We start from the raw sequence: 13817 nt of genomic DNA on the forward strand, positions 1-13817 counted from the left end.
ACACCATTTTGGCGCGCTGAGCCCTGCACTGGCGGCATGCGGCTATCTCCTGCCGGGCACAGACGACATTGCCATCAACACTTTCCGCGCCGCGAATATCGGCTCATCGGCTCAGGTCGCGGCCGCCAGCGCCCGCGGCCGTCGCCGTCCGAGCAGAACCAGGATCAGCACCGTGGCGCAGGAGAACACCAGCGTGAGACCGAGCGCGCCGCGGCTGCCGAACTGCGTGAGCAGGCCGACGAGGAGCGGCGGCGAGATCGCGGAGGCGAGATTGAGCGGCAGCGCGATCATCGACATTGCCTTGGCGAACTCGGCCTGGTCGTAGAACACGAGCGGGATGGTGGCCCGCGCCACCGCCATCGCGCCGCTGCCGGCGCCGTAGAGCAGGATGAAGACCGCGACCGCCCAGGTCGCGCCCTCGCTCAGCATCAACAGCAGCATGGCCACGGGAAGTGCCGTGCCGGCAACGAGCCCTGTCGTGATCCCGTCCCACCGCCCGCCGCCGAGCAGATCCAGCCCGCGGGCGCTGACCTGGATCACGCCCAGCATCGAGCCGAAGGCCAGTGCCTGCGCCGGCGCCAGCCCCTCCGCCCTCAAGAGCTCGATCAGGATGGCGCTGATGCCGAAATTGACGAATGCGTTCAGCGTGATCGCGGCGACGACGAGGCCGAACGTGCTCCTCGGAATCGCGGGCGGCAGCGGTGACTTGACCGGCTCGCCAGCATCATCCGCCACGATCTTCCGGCGTGGCGCGACGAACGCGTAAAGCGGCAGGCTGACGAGGAGCAGCATCGCGGCATAGACGAGGCACGTCCCCCGCCAGCCGAGATGACCGCTCAGGAACGAGGTCGCCGGCCAGAACAGGCTGCTGGACAGGCCCGTCACCAGCATCAAGGCCCCGATCGCGTTCTTGGCCTTCCGCCCGGCGATCTCGTTCAGCATGATATAGGCGCCAGTCGACAGCGTTGCGCTGCCGGCGACGCCGAGCACGATCCAGGCGGCGAAATACAGCATCGGCTCGCGCGCGAGGGACAGCAGCAGAAAGCCCGGCGCGGTGACGACCGTGCCGACCATCATGACCGTCCGCGCGCCATGACGTGCAAACGATGGGGCGAGCCACGGCGCGCACAGGCCCATCGAGACGTAGAGAACGGATGTCCCGGCGAATACCGCCGGCAGGCTCATGCCGAGATCGGCGGCGAGATCGCGCCCGACGATGGCGGGAAGGCCGATCGTGCCCCATCCGATCAATTGCGTGATGGCGAGCACCAGCAGGACGCCGATCAGCCTGCCGTCCGATTTCAAGAAGTGCATTCCAAACGTCGCCTGCCTGCCGGGCGCGATCACGCCCGTGACACCTCTCTTAGCCGGAGACTCAGGGCGCGGGAACACCGGCCGCCGAATGGCAGAAGGCAGCCGGGAGCATGTCAGGCGGAGGATCGCCGTCCCTTACGCCGCGATGCCGAGCAAGGATCGCGCCTCGGCCGCGGTTGCGACGCGCCGGCCGTGGCGCGTGACGGCCTCACAAGCGATGGTCACGAGCTCGGCGTTGCTGCCGGCCAGGCGCGTCTTGTCGACCCTGATATTGTCCTCGAGCCCGGTTCGGACCGCGTCGGCGCCCCGCGCCAGCGCCCAGCCCATGACCTCGGCCTGATGACGTCCGATCCCGGCCGCGGTCCATGTCGCTTTCGGAATCAGCCGCTTGAGCTCCTGGAGGAGAATGTCGAGGACATGCTCATCCGCCGGCATCGCGTTCTTGACGCCCATGACGAACTGCACATGCGGACGCGGATCGATCAGCCCCGCCTCGATCAGGCGGCGCGCACCATGCAGATGCGACAGGTCGAAGATCTCGATCTCCGGCAGGACGCCATTCGCCTTCATGCCGGTCGCGAGAGTCTCGACCAGAGCGGCGCTGTTCTCGTAGACGATCGTCGGAAAGTTCACCGAGCCGGTGGATAGCGAAGCCATGTCCGGCTTCAGATAGAGCGAGGATCCACGTGCCGAAGGATCGCGGCCGCGCCCGCCAGTCGAGAACTGGATGATCATGCCAGGACAATGCTTCCTGATCCCCTCCTGCACCAGGGCAAAGCGCTCGGGATCCGAGGACGGCGTCTCGTCGTCGTTGCGAACATGGATGTGGGCAAGCGTGGCCCCGGCCTCGAAGGCCCGGTGCGTCGATTCGACCTGCTCGGACGGCAGGATGGGCACCGCCGGATTGTCCTTCCTGCGCGGAACGGAGCCGGTGATGGCAACAGCAACGACGACGGGGTTCATCCCTGGACCTCATGATGATCGCGCTCGCGCGCACAAAGTCGAATAGATCGTTAAGTAGCGCATGAAGCCCTGCCGCTGCAAACATCATGGCTCGCAGCGGCTGCCTCGTCACGTCTCCATCAGGTCGGAATTGCGGCCGCCCCGCTCGCCGCTTCCGCGCGCTGCCGCTCATAGTCCGCCCGCGGCATCGGAACGGCCTTGGGATTGCCGAGATCGTCGATGCTGATCCGATAGGTTTCCCGCGCCGAGACCGCCGCCAGCGCGGCGATGACCGTGATGCCGAAGGCGATCGCGCCCACCGTCAAGGGGATGTTGACCGAGCCGGGAGGCGCTACGGTCGCAAACAGGGCCGGAAGCAACGCGGTGATGGTGGTCCCGATGTTCTGCGAGATCGCCATCGCCGACACCCGGGTGCGCGTCGGAAACAGCTCCGGGTAGAAGCTCGGGAAGATCGCGTTGTAGCCCTGATAGACGACGCCCCACATCAGCAGCGAGAGCGTGATCGCAAGCGGCACGTTCCTGATGCTGATGGCGTAGAGATAGCCGAAGGCAAGCAGGCCCGAGAGCAACGCGCCCACGATGATCGGAGGCTTGCGGCCAACCTTGTCGGAGAGATGGCCGACGAAGGGAATGACGAACACGGCCAACATGTTTCCGAGCACCGGGATCCAGAGATAGACGTCCTTGGCAAAGCCGATGCCATAGGCCGGCTGCACCGCGTAGGCTGCGCCGAAGATGGTCGCCACCACCGGAATGACGTTCATCAGTGCCATGCAGATGACCCTGAGCATGTCCCGCCAGCTCAGCTTGATGGCCTGGACGATGGGCGCCCGCGGCGTTTCTCCCCGCTCGCCCTCGCGGGCAAAGGCGGGGGTCTCATCGACTTCGCGGCGAATGATATAGCCAGCGACGATGACGAAGAAGCTGAGCAGGAAGGGAATCCGCCAACCCCAGCTGTTGAAGGCATCGGTGGGCATATAGGCGGCCAGCGGCAGGAAGACGGCTGCTGCGAGAATCTGTCCCGCCTGCACCCCCTGAAGAGCGAAGCTTGCATAGAAGCCGCGCCGGCCAAACGGTGCGTGCTCCAGGATCATCGAACTCGCGCCGGAGATTTCACCGGCGACGGCAAATCCCTGCACCAGGCGCAGGATGACGAGGAGGATCGGCGCCAGCATGCCGACTTGCTGATAGGTGGGCAGAAGACCAACGGCCATGGTCGAGATGCCCATCAGGAACATGCAGACGATGAGCACCGTCTTGCGGCCATGGGTATCGCCCCAATGACCGAGCACGAAGGCACCGATCGGCCGGGCCACGTAGCCGACGCCATAAGTCGCCAGCGACGCGACGATCGCGACGGTGGGATTGTCCGACGGGAAGAAGATTTGCGGGAAGATCAGCGACGCCGCGGTCGCGTAGATGAAGAAGTCATAATATTCGAGGGCTGATCCGATCCAGCCGCTGGCAGCAGCCTTCCTGGACTGACTCTTATCGTGGATCGCACGAGCTGTCGTCATCTCGAAAAATTCCTCCCGGCTTTGCTGATGTCCCGTTGGCGGACTTCATTGGAAATTGGGCAGCACTCTCCCGGCGCTCCGCCGGACTTTCGCGAGCGCTTGTCACTGCCGATGGATGTCTGATTGGTCGCGACAATAGGCTATCGCCCGGGTAACACAATTACCCAGTTATCCGATAAACCTAACATGATGTTATCTGGACCTCGAGCCGATAAATCTGCCGGGCGGAGACACGGAAGGGTCCGCTGTACCTCAATAGCAACCCAAATTCTGCACCGCAGCCAAATGGCGCGAAGGGCCATAAGCAGAAGTGAAGCCCTGGCCAGCTTTGCGCCTTTACGGGCGGCCGGGACAAACATTTACTGAACCTTAGCCCGTTGCCATGCACAACCAAAGCTTGTTAGAGCGCCAGAAAGCTCGATCAGGCGTGAATTAGTTACGGCGATGGCTCTACTCCTTGCGAAACGGCTGGCCGCGCTCTGCGTTTTAGTGAGCGCATTAACTGGCTGTGGTAGCCTGAGCGAAACAATCAGATACCGACTAACGGTTAACGTAGATGTTGATGGCAGGCTCGTCAGTGGTTCTGGTGTCATCCAGGTCAAGCAATCCGACATGAGACCCATCTTTGGGTCTATGGGCGGGGCTGGAAGTGAGATCAGCGGCGAAGCTGTGATGGTTGACCTCGGCTCTCACGGCACACTCTTCGCGCTTCTGCGAGGACCGAAGACTGGATTTGGAGATCTAGGTGGCCCTGCTTGGATGCTGTTTCATGTTTTTTCCGATCTGCTCAAGGGCGAGATCGATCCTCTTCCAAAAGTGCGGCTGTTGATGGAGCGGCGCCCTCATCGCGTGTTGCAGCTCGATGTAATTCCAATGTTGGTTCACTTCAGCGACCCCAATGACCCGAAGTCGGTCGTGCAAGTTGATCCAGCAAATCTCCGAGCAACCTTTGGAGCTGACGTTGCGCTCCGCGAGGTTACCATCGAGGTGACAGATGACCCAATTGCTCGCGCGGTCGAAACAAAGCTGCCTTGGCTGAAGACAATTCAGGGTCAGCTCGATGGCAGTCGTCTCCACACTGGTGGATCGTTCGCGAATGAGCTGAATGCATACGATTTCTATCGAGGACCAAATAGGAACTAAATAGACGACTTTGACGCGAGCGGAGTCTGCTTAGGGTCAATTCACGACTTGGGCCAGCCAGCAGCAGGTCCGGTCACGGCCGCTTTGCCCCGAAGCTGAAGTAAAGTCAGATCAGGAGCGACATTGACGACTGACCATTGATGCAGTCGCCCAAGACGCGAATCAAGCGCCGCCGCCTCGATTTCAATGCCGGCGCCGAGGTTGCAATCGGAATTGCCGAGCGGCGCGGCCGACTGATCGTGTGATGGTTAGCTGCCCAGCGCATTCTCGCCGGCTTCGCGGCCGGGCACGCTGACATGGACTTCATGCCCCTCACGAAGCGCGAGGGACGCTGCGGCGACCGCCGATTCGAATGCAGCTTCCTTGGTGGCGTATTTGCTCCTGACGTTGCCGTCGTGCAGCACGCCCCATTCGTCCTGCACCGGTACGATGGCATATTGAGCAAGGCCCATTGTCCACTCCTGAGTTTCAGAAACCGTTCGCCCGATAACGCGCCGGCGGGCTTAACGTTGCGTCAGCTGCGGATGCGCGGCCGTGACGCGCACGCGTACGTCTTCCTGCACGGTCGGCCTCGTGTGACTTTCGGTCCTGCCCGACCGGCCAACTCGTACGCAATGCGATGGTTCCTAGAGGATCCGGGTCGCTCCGCTCTAACCCGCGCGGATTGCGCTCATCGCGGCGGCGATATCAGCGGTCTCGCTGATCGCGACCGCGCAGGAGGCGCGTCAGACCCAGCCTTTGGCGGACCTCGTCATCCTCGATCGCCTGATCCAGGCGCCGGTCACCGCGAGCCTTATTGCTGGCCTCGAAATCCTCAGCGATCGTCTCGAGCGCCCGAAACGCATCCCCGGCGCTCGGTGCCGTCTCGACGTGAGCGATCGATCGACCGTTGACGGCGAGATCGGCCTCGCCCCAGGGGGCGGCATCAATCTCCAGGCGATCGCCGCCGGCATTTGCGATGAAGTGCTGCACGGTGGATTTTGAGGTCGGCAGCGTGAGATCCGGCGTCCAATCGATCGGCTTGTCGGTCATGTCGCGGTCTTTCCAAGAGACAACCGACAGATAGACCATCCGATCCGCGCCGAATTGATCTGGATCAGGCTCGAGCCTGGATCCGGGCGATCGGCCCCTCCGTGTCCCGCGACCGATCATGCCGGCGCAGGTTCAGTTCAGGCGACGGCTGAACTGAGGTTTTGGCATGAGCGGACCACAGCTGTGTCGGTCGCCACGATCCGCACCTGCACGTCCCTGGGCTTTGCCAGATAGGGCGACGACGTGACCAGGACATCGGCGCCGGCCTCGGCATAGGCCGCAGCATTCGCCGCATTGATCCCACCAGCCGCAGCAATGATCGGACGGGCGCGCGTATAGGCCATGGAAGCGATGCGCTTGACCAGGGCAGCGATCTCGGCTGGCGAAAACTTCTCGGCCTGAATCACGTCGAAGCCGGCGACTGCCGCGGCAAGGGCAGCATCGGCCGTCTTGACCTCGATCACGAGTTTCTTCTCCGGTGCCGCCCGCCGCAAGCGTTCGACCGCCTGAAACAGCGGCAGCTCGCCGAGAAAAGCACGGTGCTCGGGAAACACCAGCACGGTCTCGGACAGGCCGAGCCGATGCATGGCGGCACCACCTGCCTTGACGGCCGCCACTGCAAATCGCTTGGTGCCCGGCACGTTCTTGCGCGTGCAGGCAACCGCAATTTGCGGGGCGACCGCCCTCGCCGCGTCGACGATGGCGCGAGTCTCGCTGGCGACACCGGACCAGATCTCGATCAAGGTCTGCGCGACCTTCCAGCTCCGCAGCAGGCCGGCGGCCGGACCGCGGGCCTCGAGGATCGGCGCGCCCTGTTCCAGCGCCGCGCCGGATGCGGCGAACAGCTCGACCTCGCAGCCAGCGAGGCCGATGATCGCGGCGGCATCCTCGACGAGCGCCAGCACCATCGGCGAGCGCGCAGCAAACCGCATGACGCCGTCGATCATGCCGATCCCGAGCGCCTCGGTGGTGAGGTCGCCGTAAGGCACATCGTCTTCCAGCAGACGCTCGAGCTCGGCGCGCGATGCAATTATTGCCATGGCGTGCTTCCTTTCACTGGTGTCGGCTTGCCGACGACTTTGTCGCAAACCCGACACGGATCGCCGGCCCCGCCGCCGCAAGCAGCGGGAACGCCGATCTTTCGGCGCTCATTCCTGCAAGGTGCACACCAGAATTCACGGACCCATCCGGCACGCCAATTGCTGAGCTCTCGCTGGCCGGCGCCTCGCAGCAATCGGGCTCGCGCGGAGGCGTTGCCGGCCGCTGGAGTTCATCATGAAGCTGCTTCGCTCGATCACCATTGTCGCAGGACTGCTGCTCGCATGCGCATCGGCGCAGGCCGCACAGACCAACGTCGCCGTGGCCGCCAACTTCACCGATGCCGCCAGGGAGATTGCCGCCCTCTTCAAGCAGAAGACCGGTCACGAGTCGCGCTCAACTTGTCAGCATCGCTGCAAAAAGATTCCGTCGCGCTTGCACGCTTTGTCATCCGTCTCGCGGAAATTGCCGCCGGAACGGGCGTCACGCGCGAAAGCGGGTTCGCCGCATTGATCCAGCGCAAATCGACAAAATTTCTTTGGCGATCGACGCCTGCCGCTTGATCACACGTGCTGACCTCCGTTGATCGGTACTTCCGCACCTGTGACGTAGCTGGCCGCATCCGAGCACAGGAAGAAGATTACCTTGGCGACCTCGTCGGGCGTGCCGACACGATGCAACGGGATGATGGGCGCCAGTTGCGCTTCGGTCTCCGGCGACAGGATGTCCGTCTTGATTTCCCCGGGAGCGATCGCATTCACGCGAATTCCAAACTGCGCGTAATCGTGCGCCATCTCGCGGGTCAGACACGCAAGTGCCGCCTTCGACGTCGCATAGGCGCTGCCGGCAAACGGGTGAACCCGGGAACCTACGATCGACGTGACGTTGACGATCGAGCCGGACGCCAGCTTCAATTCCTCGACCAGGCCCTGGGCGAACAGGATCGGCGCGAGCAGGTTGACGTGGAAGACGCTCATCCAGGTTTCGACCGGCGTCGTCAGCGAGTTCAACCGGCTGCCGTCGGCGGCCTTGGGCGAGATGCCGGCATTGTTGATCAGCGCATGCAGCGGCTTGCCGTCGAGCCGCTCCTTGATTTCCGCGACCGCTCTCGGCAACGCGCGACGGTCGCTCAATTCGACCTGAACGTGGCTGTCCGTTCCCGAATCCCACGGGCATCGATCACCATCGAACGGCTGCCGCGAGCAGGTGATGATCCGCCAGCCGGCTTCGGAGAACAGCTTTCCGGTGGCGTGACCGATACCCCGCGACGCACCGGTCAACACGAGCGTTTTCCGCGCGCCGTGCTGTGCGCGCGACTTGTCGCCGTGAAACGGGCACAGGGCAACATCGGGGGCCGACGCGTCGCCCGGCGCGCCGTCGCGGTCCAGCAGATCGAGCGTCACGCAAAGCTCCTCACCGCGCCCCGGCGGGCGCCACACGATGACAACGGGAGCAACTTTGCAGGATTTGGGCCACGCTTTGCCGGCCAATCATTGTGATTTTTGGGGCGCGGTGTCCGCTTCGCGACACGTTGGAAGATTTGCAACAGGCGAGCGTTGAGTTTCTGACCAAGCAACGCCGTCCCGGTGCGCTCCTTCTTCGTGAACGTTGATCGGCAGTTGAGAGCTGTTTTTCAATCGTTCCAAATGGCCCGGCTCTTGCTCTTCCCGTCTCGACGTTCATTCGCGCCCTGTCTTGCTGCCCTTTTCCTGCAAAAGTGGTTTCAAATGCCCCAGCCGAACGACCAACGACTCTTTGCTGTTATCCTCGGCACCAACGAGATCGCATCCGCGGTCGCCCTCGGACTTGTGCGCGCCGGCTATTGCGTGGTGCTGTCGCATGATCCGGATCCGCCGGTGATCCGCCGCAAGATGGCCTTCCACGACGCCCTCTTCGCCGACACCGCGCGACTCGAGGACATCGTTGCCGAACGCGCGGACGACGGCATGCAGGTCTACCAGGCCCTGCGCCGGCCGGCGCGAATCCTGGTCACATGGCTCGGCCTGCTCGACCTTCTTCCCGTCCGCCAAATCGACCTCCTCATCGATGCGCGTCTTCAAAAGTGTCGGATCACCCCCGACCTCAGGCGGCTGGCCCGGCTGACCATTGGTCTCGGCCCCGGGTTCTCCTCGAACTTCAATTGCGACCTCGCAGTGGAGACGCGTCCGGGCAGGATCGGCCTCGTCTCTGACCAGCGCTGGACAGACGCAGCCGACGGCGTTGCGAGCACCCTGGGCGATGTCGGCGCGGAGCGCTTTGTCTATTCGCGGTTCGCGGGGCGCTGGCACACACCGATCGAGATCGGCGCCCGCGTCTACCGGGATGTCGTGCTCGGCCACCTCTCGGGCGTCCCGGTGCTCGCCCCCCGCGACGGCATCTTGCGCGGCATCGCCCGCGACGGCAGCGAAGTTCCGGCCGGCGTCAAGCTGCTCGAGATCGACCCGCGCGGCCGCGACGCCCAATGGACCGGAACGGACCACCGCGGCCGTGCCATCGCCGACGCCACCATCGCCGCCGTCAGGCTCCACGCCGCGCGACGCATCACGCAACGGAATCCGGCATGATCGTCTGTTCCTGCAACATCATCAGCGATCACGACATCAGGGGCGCGCTCGTTTCGACCGACGACGAGCTGTTCTCGGCCGCACAGGTCTACGACTGCCTGGGCTGCACGGTCAGGTGCGGACGATGCTCGCATTCGGTGAAGCGGATTCTGGAGGAGCGGCCGGCTCAAGCGTCAACGATCATCGACCAAAGCGGTGGCGCACGAGCTGCATCACGACGACGAGGCCAAGCATGACGCGCAGGTCAAGCGCGCCAAGCAGCGCGAGCAAGCATAAAAGACCGGTCGCGCTGCTGACCGCCGAAGGCCGGCAGTTGCGCTCCTATGGTGCTCTCGGAGGGCGTTCGCATTTTGTGCGATTTCAAAGGGTTACGGCTGAGGGCAACGAATTTTGGTGCATTTCGCTCGCAAAGGTGCCTTTTGGTCGACCCGCTGAAGCAAAGCCCTGCCGTATGCGAGGGTAAAGCTAGCCCCACCCCCGCAAAATGGTCTGCAGGTTCGAGTCGTGCCTGGCCCACCAGAAGCATCGAAAGATGCTCCAAATTGATGCCCTCCTAGAGCCGACCGCTCATAACGGTCTGGTTGCAGGTTCGAGTCCTGCCGGGCCCACCAGCGGATCAATGGCTTAGCTGTGCTGGATTTCGCCGCCCGTTGGACTACCGCACCAGAAACGCCTCACTTCTTCCGTTACAATCTCTCAGGACGACCGCTCCACATCCGATCTAGCTGGCGATCCTATCTGCACCACCCAAAAAAATGCCGTGCCCGAAGGACACGGCAAGTTTCAGGGAGGTTGAACCGGCAGCCTTCCGGTACTGGGTAAGACCCCGGCCAATCGTCGGCCGGGGCGCGATCTGAAAATCAGCGGTCGCCCGTCGCAGCGGTCACCATTTCAATGCGGCCGTGCGCACGGGTTGATCCCAGAGCGCTGTGGTCTCTGTATCGAGCAGGCTCACGGTGAGCGAGCACCCGGCCATGTCCAGCGAGGTGACGAAGCTGCCGACCAAGGAGCGGGCGATGCGCAAGCCGCGCTTTTCCAGCATCCGGCGCGCTGCGTTGTACATCAGATAGAGCTCGATCGTCGGCGTCCCGCCGAAGCCGTTAACGAACAGGAGGGCCTCGGCCCCGTCGCGCGCGTCGAGATCCTGCACGATGGCAGTGGTCATCTCGTCCGCAATCGCGTCGGCACGCTCCAGCTTGACGCGCCGACGTCCCGGTTCGCCGTGAATACCGACCCCCATCTCCATCTCGTCCTCGCCAAGCGAAAAGGTCGGCGTGCCCGCGGCCGGGACCGTGCAACTCGTCAGCGCCACGCCCATCGAGCGGGTCCGCGCATTGACGCGCTCGCCGAGCGCGACGCAGCCTTCGAGGTTGAGGCCCTTCTCGGCGGCGGCGCCGACGATCTTCTCGACGATCAGCGTGCCGGCGACGCCGCGGCGCCCGATGCTGTGCGTGGAGTTCTCCACCGCGACGTCATCATCCGTCACGATGGTGGCGATGCGGCCCTCGGCGATCTCGGCCGCCATCTCGAAATTCATGCGGTCGCCCGCATAATTCTTCACGATGAAGAGTATGCCGGCATCGCCTGCGACGGCCTGCGCGGCCTCGACGATCTGGTCCGGCGTCGGCGAGGTGAACACCTGGCCCGGACAGGCCGCATCCAGCATGCCGTAGCCGACGAAGCCGGCATGCAGCGGCTCATGCCCGCTGCCGCCGCCCGAAACCAGCGCGACCTTCCGCGGGTTCACCTCGCGGCGCCGCACGAATTTCCGCTCCGCGCCCAGCGCGACGAGATCGGCATGCGCGGCCGCGAACGCATCGAGGCTTTCTGCGAGCACGCTATCGACCGAATTGATGAATTTTTTCATTGTCTCCTCCCCTCCGTCTCTTTGCGCCCCGCGGCTATTTTTCCCGCATGATCGCGACGAGGCGCCGTGCGAACTCCTGGAGCAGCGCATCCAGCTCGAGATTCCGCTTCGCGCTGCCGAGATCGGGCAGATGCAGCGTCAAGGTCCGCTCATGCGAACCTTCGGTCAGCCGGCCGATCCGGCGCGGATGCGCGCGCGCATAGGCGCGCAGGAAGGCGGCCTTGGCCTGCGGCGGAAAGTGGCAGACGTCGAAGATCGTGTTGAGATGCTGCACGGGAATCGGCACCGGGTAGGCCGGATTGCTGATCTGGCTGACGAAGCTGCGGTTCTTGCCCATAGCGTGGGCGAGGCGAAGCCGCATGCCCGACGGGCGGCTCTCCAGCACCTCCTTGAAGATGCGCTTGTAGACCGCAACTGCGCCGGCTTCGGCCGGTTCGTCGGTCGCCGTATCAGCCAAGGTTGCCTCCGCTGCTCAGGCGGTCGATGGTCTGCTTGATCTGCGCCAGCGCCGACGTGGTCACGGACAACTCGCGTAGGCCGCAGTTCAACAGCGCGGGCAGGCAGCGCGAGTCGCTCGCCATGTCGCCGCACAGGCTGACGCTGATGCCGGCGCGCCGGCCGTGCTCCGCGGTCCGCGCGATCAGTTCGAGCACCGCCGGGTGCAGGGGATCCATCAAGGGGGCAAGAGCTCCATTGGAACGATCGCAGGCCAGGACATATTGCGCAAGATCGTTCGAGCCGATTGAGAAGAAGGCGGCCTTGAAGCTGTTGACCGCCAGAGCCGCCGCCGGGACCTCAACCATGATTCCCAGCTCGGGAAGCATCGCGGCAATGCCCTCGGCCTGCAAGCGCTGCACGGTGTCAGCGAACAGCTTCCGTCCCGCCTCGAGTTCGTCGGCCGACGTGACCATCGGAAACATGACCTTGAGGTTACCACGCACGGCCGCACGCGCCAGCGCGCGGAGCTGGACAGTGAAAATCTCGGGCCTCGCCAGGCACAGCCGCAAGCCGCGAACACCGAGGAAGGGATTGGCTTCGCCGTCGATCGTAAATCCCGGCACCGGCTTGTCGCCGCCGGCATCGAAGGTCCGAATGGTGACCGGGCGCTGTCCGGCCCACCGCAACACCGCATCATAGGCTGCGAACTGGGCCTCCTCGTCGGGCAGGCCGCCCCGCCCGGTGAGCAGAAACTCGGTGCGCATCAGCCCGATACCGTCGGCATATTGCGCGTCGGCATGCGCGAGATCGTCGACATGCTGGATATTGATGAGCAGCCTGATCCGCTCGCCACGCCACAACGCAGTCGGCCGTCGCAGGATCGCGCGGGCCGACGCCCTGCTCTTGCGATGGATGTCGCGCCGCCTCTCGAACAGGCGGAGCTGCTCGGCATTCGGATCGAGTTCGAGCGTGGCGCCTTCGCCGTCGAGCAGCGCGGTGGCGCCGAGTTCAGGGACGGCGCCGAGTTGCACCACCATGGGAATGCCGCGTGCGCGCGCCAGCATCGCGACATGGCTGGTCGGACTGCCGCGCAGCAGCGCCAGACCGCCGCCGCCGGACCAGTCGATCTCCAGGAATCGCGACGGGGGAAGGTCGTCGGCACAGACCACGGCTCCGCTCGGGATCGCCAGAGCCCGAGCGCCACCGCCCCGCAGGATCGTCATCACACGATCGCGCAGATCGGCGAGATCGGAGGAGCGCGCCTTCAGATATTCGTCTTCGGCGGAATTGTAGTCCGCGATCTGCGCATCGAGCGTCGAACGCCACGCGACGTCGGCAGCGTCCCCCTCGCTGATCGCGGCAAGGATCTCTTCGATCAAATCCTCATCTTCAAGCAGCGCGACCTGGAACTCGAGAATCTGCGCTGCCTCACCGCCAGCAATCGCGGCAAGCTCGGCAATCTGCCCGCTCGCCGTGTCGATCGCCTTGCGAAGCGCGAGCGCTTCCTCGACCAGCGAACCCGCAATCCGATCGCCGCTCGTCTCCGCATCAACACGGACGAACGGACCATGGGCAAAGCCGATCGAGGCGGTCCTGCCGCGGTAGGCCAGTGCTGCAGCGACGCCCTGCATCTTACGACACCTCGTCGGGGAAATCGGTTTCGATCAGCTTGACCAGCGCCGCGACAGCAGCCTCTGCGTCACTGCCTGAGGCCTTGATCTCGATCGTGCTGCCGTGCGCCGCCCGCATCGCCATGATCTTGGCCACGCTCTTGGCATTGATCCACTCGGCGGCGCCTTCGACCCGGACGGAAATCTGGGCCTGAAACTTCTTGGCGAGCTTGGTCAGCTTGACCGCGGGGCGCGCATGCATGCCCACCGCGTGCACCAGCTGCACATTACCGCTGAAGATTTGTCCGTCCGCCTTGTCCAACATCGTCAT

14 protein-coding genes and 1 pseudogene are annotated in these 13817 nt (G+C 64.2%); 4 read left to right on the forward strand and 11 right to left on the reverse strand.

Annotation, left to right across the window (positions count from 1 at the left end; all coding sequences use genetic code 11):
• Window positions 1–111 precede the first annotated feature (111 nt).
• The 3 genes from E4K64_RS26195 to E4K64_RS26205 all read right to left on the reverse strand — a co-directional run bounded on the left by E4K64_RS26195 (window position 112) and on the right by E4K64_RS26205 (window position 3794).
• Window positions 112–1314 carry an MFS transporter gene (locus E4K64_RS26195; protein ID WP_135166054.1) on the reverse strand — a complete coding sequence of 401 codons (1203 nt, stop codon included), beginning with the start codon at window positions 1312–1314 and terminating at the stop codon, window positions 112–114.
• A gap of 135 nt (window positions 1315–1449) precedes the next feature.
• A complete protein-coding gene (locus tag E4K64_RS26200; RefSeq protein ID WP_135166055.1) occupies window positions 1450–2277 on the reverse strand; it encodes a 3-oxoadipate:acetyl-CoA acetyltransferase in 828 nt (275 codons plus the stop codon).
• 119 nt (window positions 2278–2396) lie between these two features.
• Window positions 2397–3794, reverse strand: a complete 1398-nt coding sequence (locus tag E4K64_RS26205) for an MFS transporter (RefSeq protein WP_135166056.1) — start codon at window positions 3792–3794, stop codon at window positions 2397–2399.
• Between the two features lie 444 nt (window positions 3795–4238).
• Between E4K64_RS26205 and E4K64_RS26210 the strand changes: the two genes are divergently transcribed.
• Complete coding sequence (locus tag E4K64_RS26210; RefSeq protein ID WP_135166057.1) at window positions 4239–4937, forward strand: hypothetical protein; 699 nt, start codon at window positions 4239–4241, stop codon at window positions 4935–4937.
• A gap of 248 nt (window positions 4938–5185) precedes the next feature.
• Here E4K64_RS26210 and E4K64_RS26215 read toward each other — a convergent pair whose 3' ends face one another.
• From E4K64_RS26215 to modD, 3 genes are all read right to left on the reverse strand, one after another.
• A complete protein-coding gene (locus E4K64_RS26215) occupies window positions 5186–5389 on the reverse strand; it encodes a hypothetical protein (protein ID WP_135166058.1) in 204 nt (67 codons plus the stop codon).
• Between the two features lie 235 nt (window positions 5390–5624).
• Window positions 5625–5969 (reverse strand): hypothetical protein, encoded by a 345-nt coding sequence (locus E4K64_RS26220; protein WP_135166059.1) that lies wholly within the window; start codon window positions 5967–5969, stop codon window positions 5625–5627.
• A gap of 137 nt (window positions 5970–6106) precedes the next feature.
• On the reverse strand, window positions 6107–7009 hold the full coding sequence (gene modD / locus E4K64_RS26225; RefSeq protein WP_167772262.1) for a ModD protein: 903 nt from the start codon (window positions 7007–7009) through the stop codon (window positions 6107–6109).
• A 235-nt stretch (window positions 7010–7244) separates the two neighbouring features.
• On the opposite strand from modD, the pseudogene E4K64_RS26230 reads away from it, so the two are divergent.
• Window positions 7245–7397, forward strand: a pseudogene (locus E4K64_RS26230) (molybdate ABC transporter substrate-binding protein); the annotation flags it as partial.
• 173 nt (window positions 7398–7570) lie between these two features.
• Here E4K64_RS26230 and E4K64_RS26235 read toward each other — a convergent pair.
• Window positions 7571–8398, reverse strand: coding sequence for an SDR family NAD(P)-dependent oxidoreductase (locus E4K64_RS26235; RefSeq protein ID WP_235884788.1), 828 nt, complete (start codon window positions 8396–8398; stop codon window positions 7571–7573).
• Window positions 8399–8734: 336 nt separating this feature from the next.
• On the opposite strand from E4K64_RS26235, the gene E4K64_RS26240 reads away from it, so the two are divergent.
• Both E4K64_RS26240 and E4K64_RS26245 read left to right on the forward strand, forming a co-directional pair.
• Window positions 8735–9571, forward strand: coding sequence for a xanthine dehydrogenase (locus E4K64_RS26240; RefSeq protein WP_135166083.1), 837 nt, complete (start codon window positions 8735–8737; stop codon window positions 9569–9571).
• Window positions 9568–9807 carry a (2Fe-2S)-binding protein gene (locus tag E4K64_RS26245; protein WP_135166062.1) on the forward strand — a complete coding sequence of 80 codons (240 nt, stop codon included), beginning with the start codon at window positions 9568–9570 and terminating at the stop codon, window positions 9805–9807. Before E4K64_RS26240 ends, E4K64_RS26245 begins: the two co-directional genes overlap by 4 nt.
• A gap of 647 nt (window positions 9808–10454) precedes the next feature.
• Here the strand turns inward: E4K64_RS26245 and dhaK are convergent.
• Genes dhaK through E4K64_RS26265 form a run of 4 tightly spaced genes read right to left on the reverse strand, consistent with a single transcriptional unit; the run spans window position 10455 to window position 13811 of the window.
• On the reverse strand, window positions 10455–11438 hold the full coding sequence (gene dhaK / locus E4K64_RS26250; protein WP_135166063.1) for a dihydroxyacetone kinase subunit DhaK: 984 nt from the start codon (window positions 11436–11438) through the stop codon (window positions 10455–10457).
• A gap of 34 nt (window positions 11439–11472) precedes the next feature.
• Entirely contained in the window at window positions 11473–11895 is a 423-nt protein-coding gene (locus E4K64_RS26255; RefSeq protein WP_135166064.1) for a hypothetical protein, read from the reverse strand.
• Window positions 11888–13507 carry a phosphoenolpyruvate--protein phosphotransferase gene (ptsP, locus tag E4K64_RS26260; protein ID WP_135166065.1) on the reverse strand — a complete coding sequence of 540 codons (1620 nt, stop codon included), beginning with the start codon at window positions 13505–13507 and terminating at the stop codon, window positions 11888–11890. The genes E4K64_RS26255 and ptsP overlap by 8 nt, the downstream gene beginning before the upstream one ends.
• 1 nt (window position 13508) lies before the next feature.
• Window positions 13509–13811, reverse strand: a complete 303-nt coding sequence (locus tag E4K64_RS26265) for an HPr family phosphocarrier protein (protein WP_235884786.1) — start codon at window positions 13809–13811, stop codon at window positions 13509–13511.
• Window positions 13812–13817 lie beyond the last annotated feature (6 nt).

The sequence above is a fragment of the Bradyrhizobium frederickii genome, from assembly GCF_004570865.1.
In the GTDB taxonomy this organism is placed as follows: domain Bacteria; phylum Pseudomonadota; class Alphaproteobacteria; order Rhizobiales; family Xanthobacteraceae; genus Bradyrhizobium; species Bradyrhizobium frederickii.